We start from the raw sequence: 24,582 nt of genomic DNA, 5'->3' as shown, positions 1-24,582 counted from the left end.
AAAATATGCAGCTATCTGTTCTCGACATTGTGATCATCCTCTCATACCTTTCGGCCACGGTGGTGATCGGACTGGTGATGAAGCGGCGTGCGCAGCAGGGCAAGGAGGCCTACCTGCTGGGAGGGAAAAAGCTTCCGTGGTATATGCTCGGACTGTCGAATGCCTCGGGCATGTTCGATATTTCGGGCACCATGCTCCTGGTGACATGGGCATTTGTATACGGGTTCAAGAGTATCTGGATACCATGGCTCTGGCCCACCTTTAACCAGGTGTTCCTGATGATATACCTTTCGATGTGGCTGCGCCGGTCGGGGGCGACTACAGGTGCCGAGTGGATAGGCACCCGTTTCGGGACGGGGCGGAGCGGACTGATGTCGCACAACATTGTGGTTGTCTATGCGCTGGTGTCATGCCTCGGGTTCCTTGCCTACGGGTTTATCGGACTGGGGAAGTTCATGATGCTGTTCATTCCGTGGGAGTACGTTTCGGTAATTGTGCCTTTTCATGTGCCTGAAGCCTACATACCTCATGTGTATGGTATCCTTTTCACACTGTTCGCCATGTTTTACACAGTGCTGGGCGGGATGAGCTCCATAGTGTGGGCCGATGTGCTGCAGTATATTATTATGACGGTATCGGCTGTTGCCGTTGGCATAATCGCGATGAATGCGCTGAGCGCAAATCCTCTCGTGGTGCCGGAAAGCTGGCACTCACCATGGTTCGGGTGGAGGCTTGACATGGACTGGAGCGGGATCATCGCGGGTGTTAATGAGCATATCAGGAGTGACGGCTACTCGCTTTTCAGCATATTCATGGGGATGGTGCTGTTCAAGGGGATACTGGTAAGCGCAGCGGGTCCTGCGCCCAATTACGATATGCAGAAGATACTGTCATCAAAGAGTCCGAAAGAGGCATCGCTGCTTAGCGGGTTTGTGTCGGTGGTGCTCTTCCCGGTACGCTATTTTATGGTTGTGGGGTTTGCCATACTCGGACTGCTCTATTATGATGAACTTAATCTTCTCGTGGGGGGAGTCGTTGATTTTGAGCAGATACTGCCGGCAGCCATCAGCAGCTTTGTGCCGGTCGGACTCCTGGGATTGCTTGTGGCGGGCTTGCTGGCCGCGTTCATGTCGACTTTCGCCGGAACGCTGAATGCCGCACAGGCCTACCTGGTAAACGACATATACCTGAAGTACGTTAAGCCTGATGCGTCCAACAGGACGGTGAGCAATGTCTCATACCTGTTCGGCATCCTGGTGGTCGTGATAAGCATCGGGTTCGGCATATTTGCAGAGAATGTGAATGCTATACTTCAGTGGATAGTGTCGGCGCTGTACGGCAGCTATGTGGCGCCAAACGTGGTGAAATGGTACTGGTGGCGGTTCAACGGCTACGGGTATTTCTGGGGTATGGTTTCGGGACTGCTGGCGGCCATGATAGTTCCCTTCTTCTTCCCGGGCGTGCTGCATCTCTACCTTTTCCCGATATTCCTGGCGGTTTCTGTCGCGGGATGTATCTGGGGTACCTATGCTCATCCGCCGACTGAGGAAAAGGTGCTGGTCGATTTCTACAGGAACGTCAGGCCATGGGGCTTCTGGAAGCCCGTACATGAGAAGGTCGTTGCAAGGGAGCCCGGTTTCAGGAAGAACAATGATTTTAGCAGGGATATGATAAACATAGTTGTTGCCACCACCGCGCAGGTATTGCTGGTGCTGATCCCGTTCTATATCATTCTTGGCAGGTACGGCTGGCTGGCTGCAGTCCTTGGCGGACTGGCGCTGTGCGGTTTGTTCCTGAAACGGTTCTGGTATGATAATATGGATAAGCACGAGGCTGAGTGGCAGAGGGAGAGGACCGAGGGCATCCACACGGGGAGGTAGGGCGCTGCATTGCCCCCTGCCCTGAAATACCGTGGTTTGCCGGATTGGAGTTGATGCGGCCGGCTGCCTTGAGTTGATGCGGCAGGCTGTCATTAGTTGGTGCGACCTGCTGCCTTGAGTTGATGCGGCAGGCTGTTATGGCATGCCGGGGCCGGCTGTAAACCGTTCGTATAATAATAAAACTACGTGATATGCAGGAAAAAGGTTTTGAAACGAGGCTTAAGGAGCTTTATGAGAGGTACAGAGAACTTGTTGAAAGGAAAAATGAACCTCTGGATGAGTATAACGGGCTTTTTACCAGGTACAGGTACCCGGTACTGACAGCCGGGCATATACCCGTATTCTGGAAATATGACCTGGACCCCGGGAGAAATCCCCTGCTGATACAGCGCTTCGGGATAAACAGTGTGTTTAATGCCGGTGCGATCAGGCATGAGGGTAAAGTGCTGCTTGTTGCAAGGGTCGAGGGATACGACCGGAAATCCTTCTTTGCTGTTGCTGAAAGCAGTGACGGGATAAACGGATTCAGGTTTTGGGACAGGCCGGTTGTTCTGCCCCCGGCACATCCTGACGAGACGAATGTTTACGATATGCGGCTTACCCGGCATGAGGACGGCTGGATCTACGGACTTTTCTGTGCCGAGAGAAAGGACCCTTCGGTGCCGGCCTCAGACACATCATCGGCGCTGGCTGCCTGCGGTATTGCACGCACCAGGGATCTTAAGGAATGGGAGCGTCTGCCTGACCTGGAAACAGCTTCGGCGCAGCAGCGGAATGTCGTTCTGCATCCGGAGTTTATTGATGGTAAATATGCCCTGTATACCCGGCCACAGGATTCCTTTATCGAAGCGGGCTCGGGAGGCGGCATAGGCTGGGCGCTGACTGAATCGATGGAAAGCGCCGGGATAGATGAGGAGAAGATAGTTGACGGGAGGGTTTACCATACTATAAAAGAATCGAAGAACGGACAGGGCCCCGCACCGATAAAGACAGACAAGGGATGGCTCCATCTGGCCCACGGGGTTCGGATGTGTGCTGCAGGGTTACGCTATGTGCTCTATGTTTTCATGACCGGCCTGAATGACCCGTCGGAGGTCACGCACCGTCCTGCCGGCTATTTTCTTGCTCCGGAGTACGAAGAGCGTGTAGGGGATGTTTCCAACGTTGTCTTTTCGAACGGCTGGGTAGAGATGGATGGCGGAAGGGTGCTGATATATTACGGATCGTCAGATACCAGGATGCATGTTGCTGAAACCACCGTGGACAGGCTGGTTGACTATGCGGTAAATACACCGGAGGACAGCCTGACTTCGGCTGGAAATGTTGAAATACTGAATGGGATAATTGACCGCAATATGACTGTTGTGTAAAAGCGCATACAGGTTGTGTTCCCGGGTGAACCACGGATATGCTGTGGAAGGGTTAAAAAATGTTAGAAGTAAATGGCTTTACACCGGTTTTTTTCATAAATTTACAGGTTGCAACATTGCTGAAGTTACTAACTTAAATATCTTAAAAACAAAAAACAGTATTATGAAAAGAATCACTTATTTATTCGGATTTATTCTGATAGCCTGCTTTATGGCTGCAGGCATGGTTTCGTGCGAAGCTCCCGCCGAGGAGAAGTTCATAGGGATACAGCTCTGGTCAGTGCGGGGCGATATGAATGCAGATCCTGAAGGAACTATCCAGGCGCTTGGCGAAATGGGATACAGCTTTGTTGAATCGGCCGGATATCAGAATGGCCAGTTTTACCGTATGTCTCCTGAAGATTTTGGTGCACTTGTCGAGGCCAACGGAATGAAACATCTCAGCACCCATGTATACCGTCCGCTTCCGCAGGAAGATGGATGGGATGAAGCAATGGAATGGTGGGATCAGGCCATTGAGGCCCATGTCAGGGGAGGAATTTCCTATATGATAGCTCCCACGATGGACCGCTCAGCTTTTGAAAGCCTTGAGAATCTCCGGAAATGGGTAGACTATTTCAACGAAATCGGCAGAAGGGCGAGCGAAAGGGGAGTTAAGTTCGGGTTCCACAACCATGCGATTGAATTCTCAGAAGTAGAGGGGGTTGTTGCAATGGATTATATGCTGGAGAACACCGATCCAGAATATGTATTCTTTCAGCTTGACCTTTACTGGATAGCTGAGGGCGGCAAGGACCCCGTTGATTATTTCAGGAGATACCCCGGCCGTTGGCTCATGTTCCATGTCAAAGACAGGGAAGAGATAGGAGCAAGCGGTACAATGGACTTCAGGCCTGCATATGAGAATGCCGAACTTGCAGGTATGAGATACCACGTCGTAGAGGTTGAACAGTACAACTACGAGCCCATCGAGAGCGTAAGGATCAGCCTTGAGTACCTGCTGAACGCCGACTATGTAAAGGCAGACTACAGGTAATACAATGTTTCACCGGCGGCTTCTGGCCGCGGTCAGTCAGAGCCGGCTGTGAAAGTTAATTTCACAGCCGGTTTTTACAATTAACGGTACAAGTGAGTTTTAAACCCGGAATGCAGGGTTCTTTAGCGGGTCGGGAGTATTCAGGTAATTGAATTTTAAAAATTAGAATATGAAGCCAATAATATCATTTCGGACCCAGGGTATGAGATACCTGCTTCTTTTACTGTGCTTCCCGGTGGTTTCATGCAGCTATTCCGGAGACGAAGGCCAGGAAGCCGATATATTTGCCATGGATAACCTTGTTGCATGGTGCATAGTTCCATTTGACGCACTTGAGAGAACATCCGTTGAAAGGGCTGAAATGCTTAAGCGACTGGGTTTTGAGAAGATGGCGTGGGACTGGCGGATGGAGCATATTGAAACCCTGCCGGCAGAGATAGAGACCCTTGGGAATTATGGCATTGAGCTGACGGCAGTATGGTTCTGGATTGACCATGAAGTGGAAAACGGGTTTTTACCGCACCAGGAACGCATATTCGATGCGGTAAGGGACAGTGGTGCTGAAACCGACTTCTGGGTTAGTTTCAGGAGTGATTATTTTGACGGACTGGAAGACGAAGAGAAAGTCGCGCGTGCTGCCCGGGCGGTTCTGAAGGTGCACGACCGGGTCAGGGGCTATGGCTGCAGGGTTGCGCTGTATAATCACATGGACTGGTTCGGGGAGCCTGAAAACCAGGTGCGGATAATAGAACAAACCGGAAGGGACAGTATCGGCATAGTGTACAACTTCCACCATGCCCATCACCATATTGATGATTTTTCCGGGATGCTTGATGTTATGCTGCCGTATCTTTACACGGTCAATCTTAATGGTATGAGTAGGGACGGCCCGAAGATCCTTGATATCGGAAGCGGCGACCATGAAGCAGAAATGATGGAAGTGCTGGCCCGTTCAGGTTTTAATGGCACTGTCGGCATACTTGGGCATACCGAGGGTGAGGATATTGAAAAGGTGCTTGAGCGCAACCTGAGGGGACTCCGGATGCTGGTTGACAACCTGTAGGAAAAAGAGACTGTCTGGCATCATATTGCCCGAAAATAGTGGTGTTCAGGTGAGACAGGCCAGGTTTAAACAATTATTAATGTTTAGCTAACATCCTCTTAACCTACCCTAAGTAGTTTTGCAGAAAGATTTTTAACTGCTGAATGTAAAACTGCTTGTTGATGGTGTTTTTTAAAAAGTCTGTTCTTTTCCTGGTTTGTATTCTCGGATTTTCTTCATTTGATGTCAGTTCACAGGGTTATATTCTTTCCGGTACCGTTTCTGAAAGAGGAAATGGTGATCTTTTAACTGGTGCCACAGTAGTTGTTGAAGGTACCAACCTTCATGCTATCGCCGGACTTGACGGCAGTTACAGGGTAAGAGGCGTACCTGCAGGTAATTATTCAGTCCGGGTCTCCTTTATATCATATGAAACCCAGACAATCGAGGTAGTTATTGAAAACAACCTGAGAGTTGATTTCGAACTTGAGATATCAAGCCTTGATATTGCTGGTGTATCTATTATCGGGACAAGGATTGCCGGAACTGAGACAAGCGCAAGGGCCACTGAAAGATTGGCCCCGAATGTCAAGAATGTAATAGCACAGAGTACCATAGAGCTCTCACCTGATATCACAGTTGCAAATGTTGCACAGCGCATATCAGGGGTAGCCCTTGAAAGAAGCCCCACCGGTGACGGTCAGCATACTATTGTCCGCGGCATGGACAAAAGGTATAACTACACGCTGGTGAATGGTATAAAAATACCCAGCCCGGATAACAATAATCGATATGTTCCCCTTGACATATTTCCTGCCGACTTGCTGGAGCGGCTTGAAGTTACGAAATCGCTGACTCCGGATATGGAGGCCGATGCAATTGGAGGGGTGGTTGATATGAAACTCAAGGATGCACCTGAAACGCCGATGCTCAGTTTAAACCTGGGTAGCGGATTGAACAGCCTGTTTCTTGAAAGGGATTTTGCATCATTCGACAAGAGCAGTGTGAGCAAGAAATCACCCCGCATGAATAATGGAGATGATTATCAGAGCACGGAGGGAGATTTTCCCATCGAAAGCGCAAATCATACGGTTCATTCATCAATGCCATTGAACCATGTGTACGGGTTATCTGCCGGCAGGCGATTTGGCAGCAGCAGTCAACTTGGGGTTTTAGCCGCTTTTTCTCACCAGAATACAGTCAGGGGCTCAGAAAGTGATTTCTTCCATTTTTCAACCGACCGGGAAACCAATTTGCCCGTCCTTGACAATGCCATTACGGCTGACAGATCAACACGGCAAACCAGGTCAGGTGCACATGCAAAACTTGATTACCGCCTTGATCAGGACAACTACATCAGCTTCTATTCTTCACTGATGAGACTGGCCGAGGAAGAGACAAGGGTCATGGTCGATACAGCCTTGCAGCTTGCACGTTCAGGCCCCGGAACCGGCAGAATTGAAAAATGGATTAGGACGCGGCAAAGGATCAGTAATATAAATACAAACAACCTGCATGGGACCCACAGGATAACAGACCAACTGTCTGTCGACTGGTCAGCTGTTTATTCCAGGGCAACATATGAGGATCCCGACATGGCCGAGTTTATGGTCATATCTGAGAGAAGATTGCAACCTGACGGCACTTTCAGACAGGGCGACTGGGTTTACGACAATACAAACCACCGCGGTTTCTTCAGGCGCTGGATGGGTAATTCTGACCGCGATCTGGCTGCATACCTGAACATTCTTTATAATGCAGATTTGTTCGGACGAACTTTTGCCTTCAAGACCGGTGGGATGTTCAGGAATAAAGAGAGAGAGAATTATTTTGACCGATACAGGCTTGGTACCTCTCCCACATACCAGCTATACCAGGGTGATATAACCGAAAACACTTTCAGGGTGGCTATTAATGGGTCACCTTTGAATGCACTGAATTATCAGCTATCTGAAAATGTACTTGCGGGATACGCGATGGTAGATTTCAGGCTTCTCGATAAACTGAATGTTATGACCGGGATGCGCCTTGAAATGACTGAAATGAATTGGGATACAAAGGCACCGGGAGGTGTTGTCGGTTCTACTGGTACAACCGAATATACCGAATTGCTGCCACATCTGCATCTTAAGTATGAACTTGATGCGTCCCAGAATATCAGGACTTCGTACTATGAATCTATCAGCCGGCAGGGTTATTTTGAGATCATACCATACAATTTCTATGAAGAGGATCAGTTCAGGGAGGCCGGAAATCCTGATCTGAAACATGCTTACGCGAGGAATCTGGATTTCCGGTACGAGTATTTTCCAAATCCCCTTGATCAGTTTATGGTTGGTCTGTTTGCCAAGCAGATCGAAAACCCTATAGAGACTGCCGTGGTCAGACGGGAGGATCTTGCCAACCGGCTTTTTCTTACACCTCAGAATTTTGGCACCGCAACCAATATGGGAGTTGAGATCGATTTTATAAAGTACTTTAACCGTTTTGGCATAAGGAGTAACTACACCTTTACAAATTCCCGGATAACCTCTGATAAGATTGTCAATTACCGGGATGTTAACGGTAGCCTGGCAAGCCGGATTGAGCCCCAGACCAGGCCTCTTCAGGGACAGTCTGCTCATCTGGGCAACCTGTCTGTCCTGTACAAGAACCAGACGACAGGAACCGATGCCCAGATTGCGGCAGTATATACCGGCAGGAGGATCGCGTATATCTCAGCATACAAGGACAATGATCAGTGGCAACGCGCCATCACCCAGCTTGATTTCTCGTTTGATCAGCGAATTATCCCGGGTTTGATTGCCTATCTTAAGGTCAACAATATCCTTAACACTCCTTTTGAGCTGGAGATACCTGCATCAAATGAAGCTGCATTTGCAGCAGAACCACACCTGCAACCCGATTCGCACCGCGTGCTCTCAAGAAGCGACCTTTTCCACCGCACCGTGCTTTTGGGGTTAAGATACAGTATCAACTGACAATAATAATCATCATAACTATTTATAATTTAAAATCAATTATTATGAAAATTTGGAAAATAAGCATTTTTATTCTTGCGATTGTTGCAGTTATTGCAGCCTGCGACAAAGAAGATGATGAACCCGAAAACGGAGATCCGAACGGAGTGACCGGGCCTGTTGAAATAACAGATGAAACTAATGAGCTGTCGGGTGAGATGTTCGGCACGCTGAAGTCCGGCAGGACTTACTACCTTACCGGAGATCTGATTGTTCCTGAAGATATGGAGATTGTTATGGAAGCAGGCTCAAGGATAGAATCCCGTGCCAAAGGGGAAGATGGTAATGAGGCCTTTTCTTTTATTATTTATGGCAGCTTCTATTCGCTGGGCACTGAACAGAACCCCAACTGGATAACAACCATATCCGAGAACAGGAAGAAAGAAAACTGGAACCAGGGTTATATCGGCGGATTCATTGGTCTTGTGGGTGCCAGGGATATAGTTATTAAGTGGACACATATGGAATATTTCGGTGGCCGCATGAGAGGGGTTTCGTCTGTCTTTGATGAAGGGGAAACCATTTACGGGTTCTACACCGAGGATGAAGATACCCGCCTGATTATTGAGGATAGCTGGTTTCGTTATTTTCTCGATGATGCTATCAGGCCGGAAGGCGGCAAGATAGCAATCCTGAGGAACACGTTTGAGGGCAACGGTGAAGTTGAAGGTGAGGCCCTCAACGCCAAAAGCGGAACGGTTGGGGTTTTTGCCTACAATATGATAATTGGTCAGGCCACAAACGGTCCCAAAACAGGCTCAGGGGGAGGACTGCCTACCCAGAGCATAATCGATGTATATAACAATACTATTGTAGGCGGGGGTTACCGCAGGGTGGCTCCGGGTCGCGGAGGATCGATGAATGTTGAAAGTGGTGCCGGAGGTTACTGGTACAATAATGCGGTAATCAACTGCCGTTATGGTATGCGGGTAGTAAATAGCGCCGATTATACCAAAACCTTCATCGGACATACCCATTATTACGGACATGGAGTTTTCGATGATAATGAAGGTCCGCTCCTTGATAACTTTTATCCTGCCAACGGAACTATCGGGGGCGATTTTCCCTGGGAGCACATCGTTAACGACAATCTTGAAAATATAGATCCGATGTTTGTGAATTATGTTGCTGATCAGTTTGATCAGGCTGATTACCGGAATGTTCATGAAAATTCGTCGATAATGCCGCTCAACCTGAATTTTGTGGGAGACCAGGATTTCAGGCTCCAGGAAGGGTCACCGCTTGTGGGCGCCGGCAGCGCTGATGCCTTTACCCCGACTGCATCAATAACAGAAGTTGGGCCGAAAGCTCTTTCATATCCAGTCCCTCCGCCGAGCGCAGATATTGGTTGCTACCCGCTTGGTGGATTTAGCAACGGTGCAGGCAACCGGCATAATGTACGTGATTATTATGCGCCCTGATTAAATTTCCCGGGAGTATGAAAAGATTATTGATCATAGCTATAATTTGTACTGCAGTCAGTTTAAAGTCCTGCGGATCAAGGAATGCCGGCCCAGCCGGCACTCCTCCTGTCAGGATGCAGGTCTTCTGTCTTGATAACCCTCCACTGATAGGCGTTTTCAATGAGATGGAGATATTTGAGGGCGGGATCTCCGGGCTTGCATATATTCCCGGCACTGACCTGGAGTTTTATCTGGTAAACGACAGGGGCCCCAATCTGGTTGCTACAGCTCATCCATTAGCGGATGGAGAGAATGTGAAGATTTTCCCGTTTCCTGGATACGCCCCAAAAATATTCAGGGCAAGGTTGGAGAGTGACAGGTTCTTTATAATTGATGAAATGCCGCTTAGAAAACCAGACGGAGAGACCGTTACAGGGCTTCCCTTTCCGGGCAGCCTTGACATGAACCGTGAAATAGCCTGGAAGGACCTTGAAGCAACTCCTGCCGGTGAAGACACCTGGGGTATTGACGCAGAAGGTATTGCCATAGGGCATGATAATGATTTCTGGATAGCAGACGAATACAGAACTTCTATTTGGAATGTTGATGCCCGTACAGGGATCACACGTGCCATCTGGGGGCCTGAGCCTGTAAATGAATATTACAGGACAATTGATACCGTATTTAAGTACCGGAGGCCCAACCGCGGATTTGAGAGTGTTGCCATAACTCCGTCAGGACTTGTGTATGCAATACTGCAGTCGCCCATGTGGTTCCCGGGGCCTGAGGTGAGTGAAGAATCAAGACTGGTGCGGATGCTTGAACTTGATCCGGGTACTGGCCGGACCAGGATGTTTTTATATGAGCATGCCGATGCCAGCGATAATGTAAAGGTAAGGGACTGGAAAGTCGCCGATATGGTGGCAATAAATGATACAGAATTCCTGGTTATTGAGCATGCCACCCGTGGGAATTCACAGTTTATGGATGTTTACAGAATTGACATAAGCAAGGCCACTCCTTTGAAAGGTGAAGATTATGGAGGTTATACCCCGGAGCAGCTAAATGATGCACAGGGAGCAATGCAGCACGGTATCAGGGTGGTTGCTAAAACCCACCTCTTCGACATGATAGCTGCCGGTTATGACCCTGAACTTGATAAGCCGGAGGGGATTACCATCATAGATGAAAGGACCATCGCAATAATCAATGATAATGATTACGATATTGATGCACCTTATAACGACGCCCATATTATCAAGCCCGGGCACCAGACATGTCTTTATCTGTTCAGTCTTCCAGAACACCTGACTTTGGCCGGTGTTGTTGACTGATATTATGAATCTGGCCAGGACCCGGTAGAGGAAAGCAAATCTGATTTTGCTTTCCTTTTATCGGAATTCTATATAATTTAGCCGGTGCAACCAAGCACGGAAGAAGTGGATAATACAGATATCCTGATCAAGATAAGGAAGATAGTTCGTTCCATTAATCTGGAATCCAAAAAGATACTCAGGGAACACGGGGTGAGCATCCCCCAGGTGCTGTGTCTCAACTTCCTCAGGAATTCTCCCGATTTCAGGTCTACCCAGAAGGATATATGCAGTTTCCTCAACCTTAATCCCAGCACCGTTACCGGTATAATTAACCGGTTGGAGAGCAGGGGACTTATTGCAAGACTTCCGAAAAAGGATGATAAAAGGAAAACTACAATTGTGCTAACTTCAAAGTCCTCAGACCTCCTTGATTCGATACCCCCGCTTTTGCATGAGCGCCTGTCGGAGAATCTGAGGACTGTGTCACCCGGCGATGCGCAAACCATCAACAATGCACTTGACCTGCTGATCGACTACCTTGATATCCAGAGCATAGATGCAAGTCCGGTCATTACCTTCGAAGATGAGATAGTTACCGGACAGAAATAATCATGCTGGTCAGGAAATTGCATACTCGAAATATTACGGCATATAAGTTAACAGCAGGCCGGCACTGATTTACCGGGTTAACTTCCCCGGAAAGGCAATACTTTTTCTATTTGATGCTTCGGAACACTGTTTTCGGGGTAATAGTTTATATGACAGAGAACTAAGCGATATCCGTTAAAATGGTTTCTATAGAAACTAATATATTCCTGTTCTTGCAACGTTGTATTGAAAGGTTATATCTGTGAATGCGTGTATTTCACGGTTGTGTCTCCCGTATATATCACATATATAGCAGTAAAGGGTTGCAACCGGCCGTGGCCCCGCCATCCCCATACGGGCGCAGTGGTTATAGAATTATTTGCATCTCTCCCCGATTTTTCGTATTTTTGTCGTGCAGAAATTAATAGCTAATATTAAAGTCTATGTTACGATTCAAAATTTTCAATTCATCCAATCCGATTAGCGACGGAGAGAGAACAGAGATTATTGATTTTCTTCATACACATCTTGACCAGTTTCGCGACACCAAAGAGGCCATTGGCAGGGCCACTGCCTACGCGATGAGCGAGATTCCCGGTCCGGGCGGTTTTGTGCTTCAGGGTAAAGTCGATGATGATATTGTAGGTGTGGTGGTGATCAACAAGACAGGTATGGAGGGATATATTCCCGAAAACATACTGGTATATATTGCAGTTGACCAGAAGTTCAGAGGGAAAGGGTATGGCAAGGAACTCATGATCAAAGCCATAGATCTTGCAGAAGGCGATGTCAAGCTTCATGTGGAGCATGATAATCCTGCAAGGTTCCTGTACGAGAAGCTTGGCTTTACCAACAAGTACATGGAAATGAGGCTGTCCAAAAAGAAGTAATTTACCCACTTAAACGATTTATGCCCGAAATATCAGACCTGGAGTTAATTGTCAATTTACGGAAAGAGCTGCATAAATATCCCGAATTGTCAGGTAATGAAAAGGTCACATCACGAAGGATTATTCGCTTTCTGGAAGAGTTGCAGCCTGATGAGATTGTTTGTGGTATTGGTGGTTACGGGGTCGCAGCAAGGTTCAGCGGTGACAGTCATGGCAGGAGGTTGCTCATCAGGGCTGAGCTTGATGCCTTACCGGTTACCGAAATGAATAATTTTGATTACAGGTCTGTTAACACCGGAGTATCTCATGCCTGCGGGCATGACGGACATATGGCGGTTGCTGCAGGTGTGGCAAAGTTTTTTGCCTCTGAAAGACCTGAAAAGGGAGAGGTGGTAGTCCTTTTTCAACCCTCGGAAGAGAACGGTAAAGGTGCTGAGGCAGTACTGGGTGATCCGCGGTTTGAGAGGCTGATGCCCGATTTTGCCATAGCGATGCATAATCTTCCGGGGTACAAAAAAAATAGTGTTATCGTCAGGCCGGATGTGTTTGCAATGGCATCTGAAGGCATTATTATAAGGCTTGAGGGCAAAACATCGCATGCGGCTGAACCTGAAAACGGATTAAGTCCCGCCAGGGCGGTGTCGCGTTTGTTGGAGGTACTGCCGGGAATAGCCGGATCAGATATCTTTAAAAGCTTTGCACTGGTAACGGTAATACATGCAAGACTTGGTGAGGTTGCTTTCGGTACAAGTCCGGGTCATGCCCTGGTCATGGCAACTCTCCGGGCATGTGCCGATAATGAGATGGAGGAACTTTCCGGCAGGGCGGTTCAGCTTGCCCAAAGTATTGCCGGTGAAGAGGGCTTGAAGTGTTCAGTAAGCTTTACGGAGAGATTTCCGGCTACGGTTAATGATCCGGGCCTGGCACAAATGGCTTCAGACACAGCAAAGGAGCTGTCACTTGAAGTTTGTGACCCCGGGGATGCCTTCAGATGGTCGGAGGATTTTGGCTGGTTTACCAGGAAGACCCGTGGTCTGCTTTTCGGGATTGGTGCCGGGAAGGGGCACCCCGAGCTGCATAACCCGGACTATGATTTTCCTGACGATATAACATCAGCTGGTATTAATATGCTTACCAGGATGTCATTAAAGATTTTAGGATAAAGAGATGGCTGATACATCAATTATTGAGATAAGCAGAAAAGCTGTTGAGGGCAATATCGGGTTTTTGCGCCATCATCTTGGCGATAAGGTACAGATTACCTCGGTAGTGAAGTCAAATGCCTATGGACACGGAATGGAGCAATATGTCCCGGTGGCAGAGGGAACAGGGATTGATCACTTTTCTGTATTCAGCGCATGTGAGGCAAAAAGACTCAAAAAGATCACAAGTCCCGGTTCAAGGATCATGATCATGGGATGGCTTGATGATAATGATATTGAATGGGCCGTAAGAAACGAGGTGGAGTTTTTTGTTTTCGATCTTTACCGGCTGAAAAAGGTTGTGGAATTAAATGAACGCACCGGTAACCCGGCACTTGTGCACCTGGAGACGGAGACCGGCATGAACCGGACAGGAATGAAGCAGAGTGAGCTTAGGAAGGCAGCAGAGATAATATCAGGTGAGCGGCGCTCCTTTGAGCTGAAGGGTATTTGCACACATCTTGCCGGAGCCGAGAGCATAGCAAACCATGTCAGAATTCAGAAACAGATATCCCGGTTCACAAGAATTTGCAAGTGGTTTGCAGAACGTGGCCTTGTGCCCGAATACCGGCATGTAGCCAGCTCGGCTGCCGCCCTGACATATCCTTCAGCAAGGTTTGACATGGTGCGGATGGGAATTCTGCAATACGGATACTGGCCCAGTGCGGAAACGTTTATCCAGTATATTGGAAGAAGGAAGGACAAGGAAGACCCGCTGAACCGTGTTATTAGCTGGAAAAGCAGGATAATGAGCATCCAAAAGGTTAAAAGGGGCGAGTTCGTCAGTTACGGGACAATATACCTGGCACAGGAGGACAAGAAGATTGCAGTGATTCCCGTGGGTTATTCTCACGGTTACAACCGGTCGCTGAGTAATCAGGGGCGTGTTTTGATAAACAGTCAGCGCGTTGGTGTGATTGGGCTGGTAAATATGAACATGCTGATTGCCGATGTAACCCAGCTGCCGGATGTAAAAACCGGTGATGAGGTTGTGCTTATAGGAAGTCAGGGCGACCTGACTATTTCAGTTGCTTCGTTCAGTGAATTCAGTAACCAGCTTAACTATGAATTGCTTACCAGGTTGCCGGAAGCTATTCCCAGATTTATTGTAAACTAAAATACCATAGTATGGCATTTATGGAACTCCGCAGGGAGGTGCTTCAACATAACTACAACTATCTGGAAGGACTGTTCAGGGATAATAATATTGAATGGGGCATCGTTACAAAACTGTTATGCGGCAACAGGACCTACCTGAAAGAGGTGATAGGTCTGGGCGCAAAGCAATTGTGCGACTCCAGGGTCAGCAATCTGAAGACTATTAAGAGTCTGGCGCCGGAAGTTGAGACGGTATATATCAAACCCCCGGCCAAACGGGCAATAAGGTCGGTCGTGAAGTATGCCGATATCAGCCTGAACACCGAGCTTTATACCATAAAGCTCTTGAATGAGGAGGCCACAAGGCAGGGAACGGTGCATAAGATCATAATTATGATCGAAATGGGAGATCTTCGGGAAGGTGTTTTGGGAGACCAGTTGGTTGATTTCTACGGCAGTATTTTTAACCTTCCCAATATCGAGGTTATTGGTATCGGGACTAATCTGAACTGCCTTTACGGGATCATGCCCAGTCAGGATAAACTTATACAGCTGGGGCTTTACAAGCAGCTGATCGAAGCAAAATTCGGGAAAAAGATCCCTTATGTTTCAGGTGGATCTTCAGTCACGATACCATTGCTTGTAAAGCGTATCCTGCCGGTCACGGTTGATCATTTCAGGGTGGGGGAGAGCCTTTTTTTCGGCAAGGACCTTTTTACCGGCAAGCTTATTAAGGGAATGAGGAATGGAATATTCAAACTTCATGCAGAGATCATAGAACTGACTGAAAAACCGATCGTGCCTGTGGGAGAAATAGGCACCAATCTTACCGGCGACACTCCGGAGTTTGACGACAGCGAACTTGGAAAAACAACATACCGGGCAATCCTGGATATCGGGATACTGGATATAAGTGTTGATTATATTGAGCCTGCTGACAAAAAGATAAAGATATCAGGGGCAACGTCAGATATGATAGTCGTTGACCTTGGCACCAGGAAACCAAAGTACAGGGTAGGTGATACAATTGAACTCAAATTGAACTATATGGGTACTTTGCATATAATGAATTCAAATTATATTGATAAAAAGATTGTCTAACAAAAAAATGTTGGTATGCATGAACAAACCAGGGGCAATATTGTTGAAAAGTTGACCGTTATCAGGTCCCGGGAAATTTTGAATGATAAGGTGAAGATGGAAATACTCGAAATGCTGAAAAGGAAAGGTCCCTCTTCTTTCGGCGACATAGTCCGTGATCTGGGTGTTTCACAGCAATCGGCCACCAATCATATCCTGGAACTGAAACTTCTCGGATTGATCGAAAAGAAAACCGATCCGCCCAATTTCAATTTGAATGAAGAGAGGTACAGTACGCTGATCTCTTTAAGCAAGGATGACTGATTTTGAAATTTACAAAAAATAAGATATGAGGCAATTAAAGATTACAAAGTCGATCACAAACCGTGATTCGAACTCGATTGAGAAGTATTTGCAGGAGATAGGCAAGGAGGATCTTATTTCACCTGAAATGGAAGTGGAACTTGCCCAAAGGATTAAAAAGGGTGACCAGGTGGCGCTCGAGAAAATGGTCAAGGCAAATCTGCGTTTTGTTGTTTCGGTCGCCAAGCAATACCAGTTCCAGGGGTTGAGCCTGCCCGACCTCATCAATGAAGGTAACCTTGGGCTTATTAAGGCAGCAACCAAGTTTGACGAAACAAAAGGTTTCAAGTTCATTTCCTATGCAGTATGGTGGATCAGGCAGTCCATACTGCAGGCCATATCTGAGCAGGCAAGGGTCGTAAGGCTTCCCCTTAACCAGGTTGGTTCACTTGGCAAGATACACAAGATAAGCTCCCGTTTCGAGCAGGAGAATGAGCGTGATCCTTCTGATGAGGAACTTGCAGAGAAACTTGAAATGACAAGGGAGAAAGTTGCCGGAACACTTAAACTCAACGGACGACCGATGTCCTTTGATGCCCCGTTCGTCGACGGAGAGGACAACAGCCTTTTGGATGTAATGGAGAACAAGGACTCCCCCATTGCCGACTCTGAGCTGATGGTAGATTCTCTTCGCAAGGAGATATCCCGCACCCTAAGTATTCTGTCTGAAAAGGAGCGCAATGTGCTTGAATGCTATTTCGGACTTGGAAGGCAGGAGATGTCTCTTGAGGCCATAGGAGAGGAACTCGGACTTACCAAAGAAAGGACAAGACAGATAAAGGAGAAGGCGCTCAAGCGGCTTCGTCATAAATCCAAGAACAAACTCCTCAGAATGTATCTCGGTTAGCGGGGATTTATATCATGCAAAGGGTTACCCTTTGACCACTGCAAGAGGCTCAAGTACCGTATCGATCTCTACCAGATCGGACTGCAACTTCATAACCCGGTTTATGTCCTTGTAGGCACCTGAAGCTTCATCAAGGTCTCTGGTGCGGTATATACTGTGGATTATTCCCTTCTTTTCAAGCTTTTCCCTTTCGAAGTTCAGATCAAGTTTCCTTTGTGCCTCTTTCCTGCCCATCACCCTGCCTGCCCCGTGCGAACAGCTTTCAAAACTCTGTGGGTTGCCGCGCCCGATTGTTATATAGCTGTTACTTCCCTGGGAGCCCGGCACGATCCCGTATTCACCCTTACGGGCTGACGTGGCACCTTTACGGTGAATTACCATGGGCATTCCAAAGTGCTCTTCCCGGCTTGCATAGTTGTGGGCTATGTTGATAAACCGGGAGAATTCAACTCCTCTGCCGGCATGGCCGGCCACTACCGATGAAACCACATCCATCATCTGCTTCCTGTTGGCATATGCGAACCTGACGCAATAATCCATTTCACTCAGGTATTTGTCTCCCTCTTCGCTATCAAGAGGCAGGAATGAGAGCTGCTTAGGGGTTTTCAGGTTTCTGAAGCTCTTCTCGTTAAGAGTTACAGCCTTACGGTAATAGTAATCCGCTACCTGCTTTCCTATATTCCTGCTGCCCGAGTGGATCATTATCCAGATAAACCCGTCTGATCCCTTCTGGAGCTCGATAAAATGGTTCCCGCCCCCGAGTGTGCCAAGCTGATATGTTGCACTTTTGTACTCCCTTTCAACTACCGGCAGCCGCCCTTTTAGACCAGGCATCAGTCTGGTGTCGCGGGCTGATTTGTGATGTCTGAAACCGACAGGTATGTTTCTTCTTATTTCGTCTGCAATACCGGCAAGCCTGACGCGCGAGAGCTCCCTGAGAGATGTCCTCGTTGCGCACATTCCGCATCCGATATCAACTCCCACGGCATTGGGTATTACAACATCCCTTGTCCCGAGAACTCCGCCTATAGGCATGCCGAAACCCTGGTGGCAGTCGGGCATTATTGCAACATGGTGAACTGCATAGGGATGGTTTGCAATGTCCTTTGCCTGATCCATGGCACCGGGTTCAATATCGTCAATCCAGAGTTTGATGGGGATATTTTCGGTGGTTATGGTTCGTATCATATCTGCTGAATTTGATAATTGCCTTCCGTTATATAAACAAAATTACTCAATATACCTTAATATGCCGAAAATGGACGTGCAGTGATAGTTTTAAGAAGGGATGAATGAAAAGAGAGTGGGGCTGTACCATGATGGCAGCAACCCCACTCTCAGGTTTTCATTTTTACGGGTGGAAGACCGGATTCGAACCGGCGACCTTCAGAGCCACAATCTGACGCTCTAACCTACTGAGCTACGACCACCATTTTGCGAGTGCAAAGATAAATATTAATTTTTAAGTATAGACAACCACAATACCATTTATGGATCAGGAATATATTTTATCCATATATTTACCCACTAAAACAATATACAAGACTTGGTTTTTCTGAAGAAAATATCAAATGTGGGAAGCCTCCAGGCATTCCAGGTCCTGAGGTTTACCACATTTCTCCTGATAAGCGTGATCTTTGCACGTAGTTCGCTTTCAGTGGCCGAGATAGGTTATTATGAGCTTTCGCTTTTCATTGCAAGCGCGGTGAGTTTTTTCTGGGTTAACGGACTGATCCAGTCTCTTCTCCCGCTATACAACAGCAACAAGGCATTCAGGGTTGTATCTCTCAACAGGAAGTCGAAGTCACCCGAGCTTTTCAATGCGTTCCTCCTGCTTTCCGCATTCAGCTTTCTTGCATTCATTTTCTGTGTTCTTTTTCAGAGGGCCTTTCACCTTTTTGAGGGAGTAAGGGATATCACCTTCATGAATCTGGTGTTCGTATATGTACTTATAAGCAATCCCGGGCACCTAATTGAGTATATATACCTTCTTAAGAACCGTCCTGCCAACATGGTTATTTACGGTGTTGTTACATTCGCCGTTCAGCTTGCAATGGTAACACTGCCTGTTCTGGCCGGTTACCCTGTTGAATATGCTGTCTGGGGCCTGATAGGAATATCCGTCCTCAGGTTGCTCTGGCTTGGCGTGCTGCTCAAAAGACATGCCAAATGGAGGTTTTCACCCGGCTTCATGAAAGAACATATATCCCTGGGGATGCCGCTTATTATCAGTTCACTCCTGAGCGGCTCGGCACAGTATATTGACGGCGTGATCATAACGGCATTTTATGATTCGGCGAACTTTGCACTTTTCAGATTTGGTGCCAAGGAGATGCCGCTGGTAATATTGATGGCCAACGGCCTGAGCAATGCCATGCTGCCTGAGTTTTCTGATCCGGGCAGGATCAGGCCGGCACTTGTTAATATTAAAAAAAGGTCAGCCCGTCTGATGCACATACTCTTCCCTGTTTCCATATTACTGCTTTTCTTCAGCAAAGTGATTTATGTCAATCTTTTCAGTCCGGAGTTTTCACGCAGCGCCGATGTGTTCATGGTATATCTGCTGCTGATCACGAGCCGGTTGCTTTTCCCCCAGACAATACTGATAGGACTGAAGAAGACAAGGGTAGTGATGGGCGCATCACTGGTTGAGATAATTCTTAATGTGTCGCTGAGTATTTTTCTCATCGGGCACTATGGCCTTCTAGGGGTTGCCCTGGCAACCGCGATTGTTTTCTTTGTTGAGAAACTGATCCTCGTGTTATATAATTATTTCAGGCTTAAAATAAAGCCATGGGAGTATATTCCGGTAGGCATTTATCTCGGGTATTCCTTTCTTATCATAGTTGTATTTCTGCTAATCGCCATGAGGATCATAGAATTTTATTAATGAGGTCAATGCCGGGTGGTGTGTCACAAAACATGGTATTTATCACGTTTTTAAATGTTAAACGGGATTAAATTTGCAGGATGCCGGAGGTTGCAGATGCAAAGGCAGCCAGCTGTATATACTAAAGTATGAAAAAATGACCGAACTAGAGAAATATTTTACTCCGTTCAGACAGAGGATTGTAGGTGTGGATGCATCTTTTGAATCGCCTTTTGGACTTCAGAAGGTTATTTATGCTGACTGGATTGCGAGCGGCAGGCTTTACGCCGACATAGAAGCCAGGATGTCGGGCGTTTTCGGGCCCTTTGTGGGGAATACCCATACCGAAACGAGTCATAACGGCAGCCACACTACACACTGCTACCATCTGGCCCAGAAGATTATAAAAAAACATGTCAACGCCGGATCCAACGATGTGATAATTACTGCAGGCAGCGGTATGACAACTGTTGTAAACAAGCTTCAGAGGATACTGGGACTTAAGGGCTGCGGAAAGCTCATGAACAGGGAATGCCTCAGGGAAATTGACAGGCCAGTCGTGTTCCTTACCCATATGGAACATCACTCCAACCACACCTCATGGTATGAGACGATTGCCGATGTGGTGCTGATTGAACCTGATGAAAACCTTTTGGTGAACCTCGATTCGCTCAGGACCAAACTGAAGGATTACACCAACAGGAAATTTAAGATAGGGGCATTCACAGCCTGTTCAAATGTTACAGGTATAAAGACCCCTTACCGACAGCTTGCCAGGATAATGCATGAACATGGAGGGGTGTGTTTTGTCGACTTTGCCGCTTCCGCACCTTATGTCGATATTGATATGCATCCGCCTGATCCTATGGAGAAGCTTGATGCGATCTATTTTTCTCCTCACAAGTTCCTTGGAGGACCGGGATCATCGGGAGTGCTTATTTTTGATGCAAGCCTCTACAACAGTGAATCACCCGACGACTCAGGAGGAGGGACGGTGGATTGGACCAATCCCTGGGGCAAGTATAAATATGTTGATGATATCGAGGCACGGGAAGATGGAGGTACCCCTGGTTTTCTGCAGGCAATAAGGGCGGCACTGGCAATCGAATTGAAGGAGCTTATGGGTACATCAAATATCATTGAGAGGGAGGGGGAGATAGTGAACAGGGTGTTTAATGAACTGCGAAGCATTGAGGGCATTAAAATACTTGCCGACAATGTCGAGGACAGGCTTGCCGTGTTTTCGTTTTACCATTCCGATATTCACTACAACCTTTTTGTGAAGCTTCTCAACGACAAATTTGGCATTCAGGTTCGCGGGGGTTGTGCATGCGCAGGTACCTACGGACATTTTTTACTTGAGGTGAGCCATGAAAAGTCTCAGGAGATAACCGATATGATCAATCACGGCGACCTGTCATCCAAACCCGGCTGGGTAAGGATGTCCCTGCACCCCACAACGACTGACAAAGAGATTGGCTATATAATCGAAGCGGTAAGGGATATTACCCTCAATCATAAAACACTTGCGTCAGGGTACCGGCATGAGCTCAAAAAAAATGAGTTTGTACACAAAAGTTTTCCTGAACTGTCGGAAGAGAAGCTGGCACACCTGTTTGAGATAAGTACAGGCTTTTAGGCCCGCTGATATTGACTGATGTTTGAGTGGATTAAGCTGTAAAATATTTTGTAATTATAAATACAAAAATTATCTTTGCACTCCGATAAAAACTTTAAGATATGAAGAAAGAAACTCATCCTGAAAATTATCGCCTTGTGGTGTTCAAGGATATGTCCAATGATCAGTATTTTATTTCGAGGTCTACGGCTCCGACCAAGGAGACCATAAAACTTGATGACGGTAAGGAGTATCCGTTGTTCAAGCTTGAAATATCAAACACCTCACACCCCTTTTATACAGGCAAGATGAAACTGGTTGACACTGCCGGACGGGTTGATAAGTTCATGAACCGATACAAGAAACACATGGATAAGAAAAAGTGAGGCTAATAATCAGTGAAAACCTAAAATAAACCCTGCCAGTGCGGGGTTTTTTTGTGCGAACCAAAGCCGGATAATTTTGTTTATACTAATGACTGATTAAATTGTAAAATGAGGAAAAAACATACAGATCTATTATGGTCAGATATTCTGGGGGGTAATCCGGGAGATGAGGATGCTGACTATATTACGCTTATTTCGGAGGAAGATGAAGATATGCTCAGCCGTACCGAGGTGCCTGAAATTCTTCCACTGCTGCCCCTCAGGAACTCAGTGCTGTTCCCCGGGGTTATAATACCCATAACTGTCGGACGTGAGAAATCAATTAAGCTGGTACGCGATGCTTATAAGGGAAACAAGCTGGTAGGCGCCCTGGCACAAAAGGACATGGAGACCGACAATCCCTCCCTGGATGATCTGTACAAGGTCGGTACAGTTGCACAGATACTTAAGATACTTGAGATGCCTGACGGGGCCACGTCTGTTATAATACAGGGCAAAAAACGTTTTGAGGTTACAGGCCTGGTAACAGAGAAGCCTTATATTAAAGCCAGTGTGCGTGGACTTGATGATGTGGTACCAAAGCGAAAGGACAATAAGTTTCAGGCACTGATCGGGTCATTGAAGGATTTGTCGCTTAAGATAATAACACTATCTACCAATATTCCCCCTGAAGCATCTTTTGCAGTCAAGAATATTGAGAGTTCCACTTTTCTAATCAATTTCATCTGTTCCAATTCGGATGTTGACATTTCTGCAAAACAGAAATTACTGGAAATAGATCAGCTGTACAAAAGGGCCGAAATGCTCCTGGAGCATTTGAGCAGGGAAGTACAGATGCTGGAACTTAAAAAGGATATACAGTCAAAGGTTAAATCGGAGCTCGATCAGCAACAGAGGGAATACCTCCTGCACCAGCAGATGAAGACCATCCAGAATGAGCTTGGGGGTAATCCGATGGAGAAGGAGATAGCCGAGATGCGTGACAGGGCTTCGAAAAAGAAGTGGTCAAAGGAGACGGGCGAGGCCTTTGAGAAGGAGCTGGTAAAGCTGCAACGTCTTAATCCTGCCTCCGGGGAATATTCTGTACAGGTAAACTATGTGCATCTTCTCCTGGAGCTGCCCTGGAGAGAGTATTCAAAGGATAATTTTGACCTGAAAAGGGCACGGAGGATTCTTGACAGGGATCATAGCGGACTTGAGAGTGTTAAGGAGAGGATACTGGAACATCTGGCCGTGCTCAAACTTAAGGGCGACATGAAATCTCCGATAATTTGCCTTGTAGGTCCTCCGGGAGTAGGGAAAACATCGCTCGGAAAATCGGTCGCATCAGCAATCGGGAGGAAATTTTCAAGAATGTCGCTCGGGGGGCTGCATGATGAGTCTGAAATACGGGGTCACAGGAAAACTTATATTGGTGCAATGCCCGGAAGGATAATCCAGAACATCAAGAGGGTAAAAACATCAAACCCTGTCTTCATCCTTGATGAGATAGACAAGGTGGGACGTGATGTGCATGGCGATCCGGCTTCGGCTCTGCTGGAGGTGCTTGACCCTGAGCAGAACTTTGCTTTTCATGACAACTACCTGGAACTTGATTATGACTTATCGAGGGTAATGTTTATAGCAACCGCCAATACGGTAAATACAATTCATCCTGCGCTGAGGGACAGGATGGAGATCATTAACGTGAACGGGTACATTGTTGAAGAAAAAGTTGAGATTGCACGCCGGCATTTGGTTCCCAAACAACTTGAGAATCATGGAATGGGCGCCAAAGCTCTATCTTTTACCGCGAAAGTTCTTGAAGTGATAGTTGAAAACTATACCAGGGAATCAGGAGTAAGGGAACTTGACAAGAAGATTGCCAAGATTATCAGGGGTGTTGCCAAAATGGTCGCATTTGGTGAAGAGCCCGGCAGGAAGGTTTCAGCCGAACTTGTAAGGAAGTTGATGGGGCCGCCGGAATACAATAAGGATTTCTATCAGGGTAATGATCTTGCCGGGGTGGTTACAGGTCTTGCCGTAACTCCCTCGGGAGGCGAGATACTTTTTGTGGAGACCAGCCTTAGCAAAGGCAAAGGAAACCTTACTATTACCGGCAACCTGGGCGATGTGATGAAGGAATCTGCCCAGCTTGCCCACGAATACCTCAAATCTCACGCCGGATACATGAATCTTGACCCGGAAATATTTGAGAAGGTTAATGTCCATATTCATGTACCCGAAGGAGCGATACCAAAAGACGGCCCCTCAGCAGGCATAACAATGGTCACTTCGATGGCCTCTGCTTTTACGCGAAGGAAAATCAGGAAGGCAACCGCAATGACCGGTGAGATAACCCTTCGCGGCAGGGTGCTGCCGGTAGGCGGCATTAAAGAGAAGATACTGGCTGCGAAAAGGGCGAATATTACAAATGTTATCCTTTCGGAGGATAACAAAAAGGATATGGAGAAGATAAATGAAATATATCTCAGGGGAATTAACTTCCATTATGTTAAAACCATACTGGATGTGCTCGATATAGCTCTGCTGAAGGAGAAGGTCAGTGAGCCCGCATTCATGGAAGGCCTTTGA

At 47.2% G+C, this 24,582-nt stretch carries 19 protein-coding genes and 1 tRNA gene; 18 read left to right on the top strand and 2 right to left on the bottom strand.

Annotated features, from left to right (window positions below; all coding sequences use genetic code 11):
• Positions 1-5 precede the first annotated feature (5 nt).
• The 14 genes from EA408_09305 to EA408_09240 all read left to right on the top strand — a co-directional run bounded on the left by EA408_09305 (position 6) and on the right by EA408_09240 (position 17,135).
• A complete protein-coding gene (locus EA408_09305) occupies positions 6-1,880 on the top strand; it encodes a sodium:solute symporter (GenBank protein TVR71528.1) in 1,875 nt (624 codons plus the stop codon).
• Between the two features lie 191 nt (positions 1,881-2,071).
• Positions 2,072-3,250: a glycosidase gene (locus tag EA408_09300; GenBank protein TVR71527.1), complete on the top strand. Its 1,179-nt coding sequence runs from the start codon at positions 2,072-2,074 to the stop codon at positions 3,248-3,250.
• A 25-nt stretch (positions 3,251-3,275) separates the two neighbouring features.
• Positions 3,276-4,286 carry a sugar phosphate isomerase/epimerase gene (locus EA408_09295; GenBank protein ID TVR71526.1) on the top strand — a complete coding sequence of 337 codons (1,011 nt, stop codon included), beginning with the start codon at positions 3,276-3,278 and terminating at the stop codon, positions 4,284-4,286.
• Between the two features lie 169 nt (positions 4,287-4,455).
• Positions 4,456-5,349 (top strand): AP endonuclease, encoded by an 894-nt coding sequence (locus EA408_09290; GenBank protein TVR71525.1) that lies wholly within the window; start codon positions 4,456-4,458, stop codon positions 5,347-5,349.
• A 161-nt stretch (positions 5,350-5,510) separates the two neighbouring features.
• Complete coding sequence (locus EA408_09285) at positions 5,511-8,309, top strand: TonB-dependent receptor (protein TVR71524.1); 2,799 nt, start codon at positions 5,511-5,513, stop codon at positions 8,307-8,309.
• Positions 8,310-8,353: 44 nt separating this feature from the next.
• Complete coding sequence (locus EA408_09280) at positions 8,354-9,769, top strand: hypothetical protein (protein ID TVR71523.1); 1,416 nt, start codon at positions 8,354-8,356, stop codon at positions 9,767-9,769.
• A gap of 17 nt (positions 9,770-9,786) precedes the next feature.
• Positions 9,787-11,085, top strand: a complete 1,299-nt coding sequence (locus EA408_09275) for an esterase-like activity of phytase family protein (protein TVR71522.1) — start codon at positions 9,787-9,789, stop codon at positions 11,083-11,085.
• Between the two features lie 105 nt (positions 11,086-11,190).
• Positions 11,191-11,676 carry a MarR family transcriptional regulator gene (locus tag EA408_09270; GenBank protein ID TVR71521.1) on the top strand — a complete coding sequence of 162 codons (486 nt, stop codon included), beginning with the start codon at positions 11,191-11,193 and terminating at the stop codon, positions 11,674-11,676.
• Between the two features lie 422 nt (positions 11,677-12,098).
• The gene (locus EA408_09265; protein TVR71520.1) at positions 12,099-12,545 is read left to right on the top strand and encodes a GNAT family N-acetyltransferase; all 447 of its coding nucleotides are present in this window, start codon (positions 12,099-12,101) and stop codon (positions 12,543-12,545) included.
• Between the two features lie 20 nt (positions 12,546-12,565).
• Positions 12,566-13,708: an amidohydrolase gene (locus EA408_09260; GenBank protein TVR71519.1), complete on the top strand. Its 1,143-nt coding sequence runs from the start codon at positions 12,566-12,568 to the stop codon at positions 13,706-13,708.
• A gap of 4 nt (positions 13,709-13,712) precedes the next feature.
• Entirely contained in the window at positions 13,713-14,864 is a 1,152-nt protein-coding gene (gene alr, locus EA408_09255) for an alanine racemase (protein ID TVR71518.1), read from the top strand.
• Positions 14,865-14,875: 11 nt separating this feature from the next.
• A complete protein-coding gene (locus EA408_09250; protein ID TVR71517.1) occupies positions 14,876-15,946 on the top strand; it encodes an alanine/ornithine racemase family PLP-dependent enzyme in 1,071 nt (356 codons plus the stop codon).
• Positions 15,947-15,961: 15 nt separating this feature from the next.
• Positions 15,962-16,249 carry an ArsR family transcriptional regulator gene (locus EA408_09245; protein ID TVR71516.1) on the top strand — a complete coding sequence of 96 codons (288 nt, stop codon included), beginning with the start codon at positions 15,962-15,964 and terminating at the stop codon, positions 16,247-16,249.
• A 25-nt stretch (positions 16,250-16,274) separates the two neighbouring features.
• Positions 16,275-17,135, top strand: a complete 861-nt coding sequence (locus EA408_09240) for an RNA polymerase sigma factor RpoD/SigA (protein TVR71515.1) — start codon at positions 16,275-16,277, stop codon at positions 17,133-17,135.
• Between the two features lie 24 nt (positions 17,136-17,159).
• On the opposite strand, the gene EA408_09235 is transcribed toward EA408_09240, so the two are convergent.
• Both EA408_09235 and EA408_09230 read right to left on the bottom strand, forming a co-directional pair.
• The gene (locus EA408_09235; protein TVR71514.1) at positions 17,160-18,323 is read right to left on the bottom strand and encodes an RtcB family protein; all 1,164 of its coding nucleotides are present in this window, start codon (positions 18,321-18,323) and stop codon (positions 17,160-17,162) included.
• Positions 18,324-18,491: 168 nt separating this feature from the next.
• Positions 18,492-18,565: transfer RNA gene (locus EA408_09230), tRNA-His, on the bottom strand.
• Between the two features lie 116 nt (positions 18,566-18,681).
• On the opposite strand from EA408_09230, the gene EA408_09225 reads away from it, so the two are divergent.
• From EA408_09225 to lon, 4 genes are all read left to right on the top strand, one after another.
• Positions 18,682-20,025 (top strand): hypothetical protein, encoded by a 1,344-nt coding sequence (locus tag EA408_09225; protein ID TVR71513.1) that lies wholly within the window; start codon positions 18,682-18,684, stop codon positions 20,023-20,025.
• 136 nt (positions 20,026-20,161) lie between these two features.
• On the top strand, positions 20,162-21,643 hold the full coding sequence (locus EA408_09220) for an aminotransferase class V-fold PLP-dependent enzyme (protein TVR71536.1): 1,482 nt from the start codon (positions 20,162-20,164) through the stop codon (positions 21,641-21,643).
• Between the two features lie 101 nt (positions 21,644-21,744).
• A complete protein-coding gene (locus tag EA408_09215; protein ID TVR71512.1) occupies positions 21,745-22,008 on the top strand; it encodes a type B 50S ribosomal protein L31 in 264 nt (87 codons plus the stop codon).
• Positions 22,009-22,116: 108 nt separating this feature from the next.
• Positions 22,117-24,582, top strand: coding sequence for an endopeptidase La (lon, locus tag EA408_09210; protein TVR71511.1), 2,466 nt, complete (start codon positions 22,117-22,119; stop codon positions 24,580-24,582).

Source organism: Marinilabiliales bacterium (assembly GCA_007695015.1).
In the GTDB taxonomy this organism is placed as follows: domain Bacteria; phylum Bacteroidota; class Bacteroidia; order Bacteroidales; family PUMT01; genus PXAP01.
The sequence above is the reverse complement of the archived record's forward strand: the minus strand, read 5'-3'. Positions and strand labels throughout refer to the sequence as shown.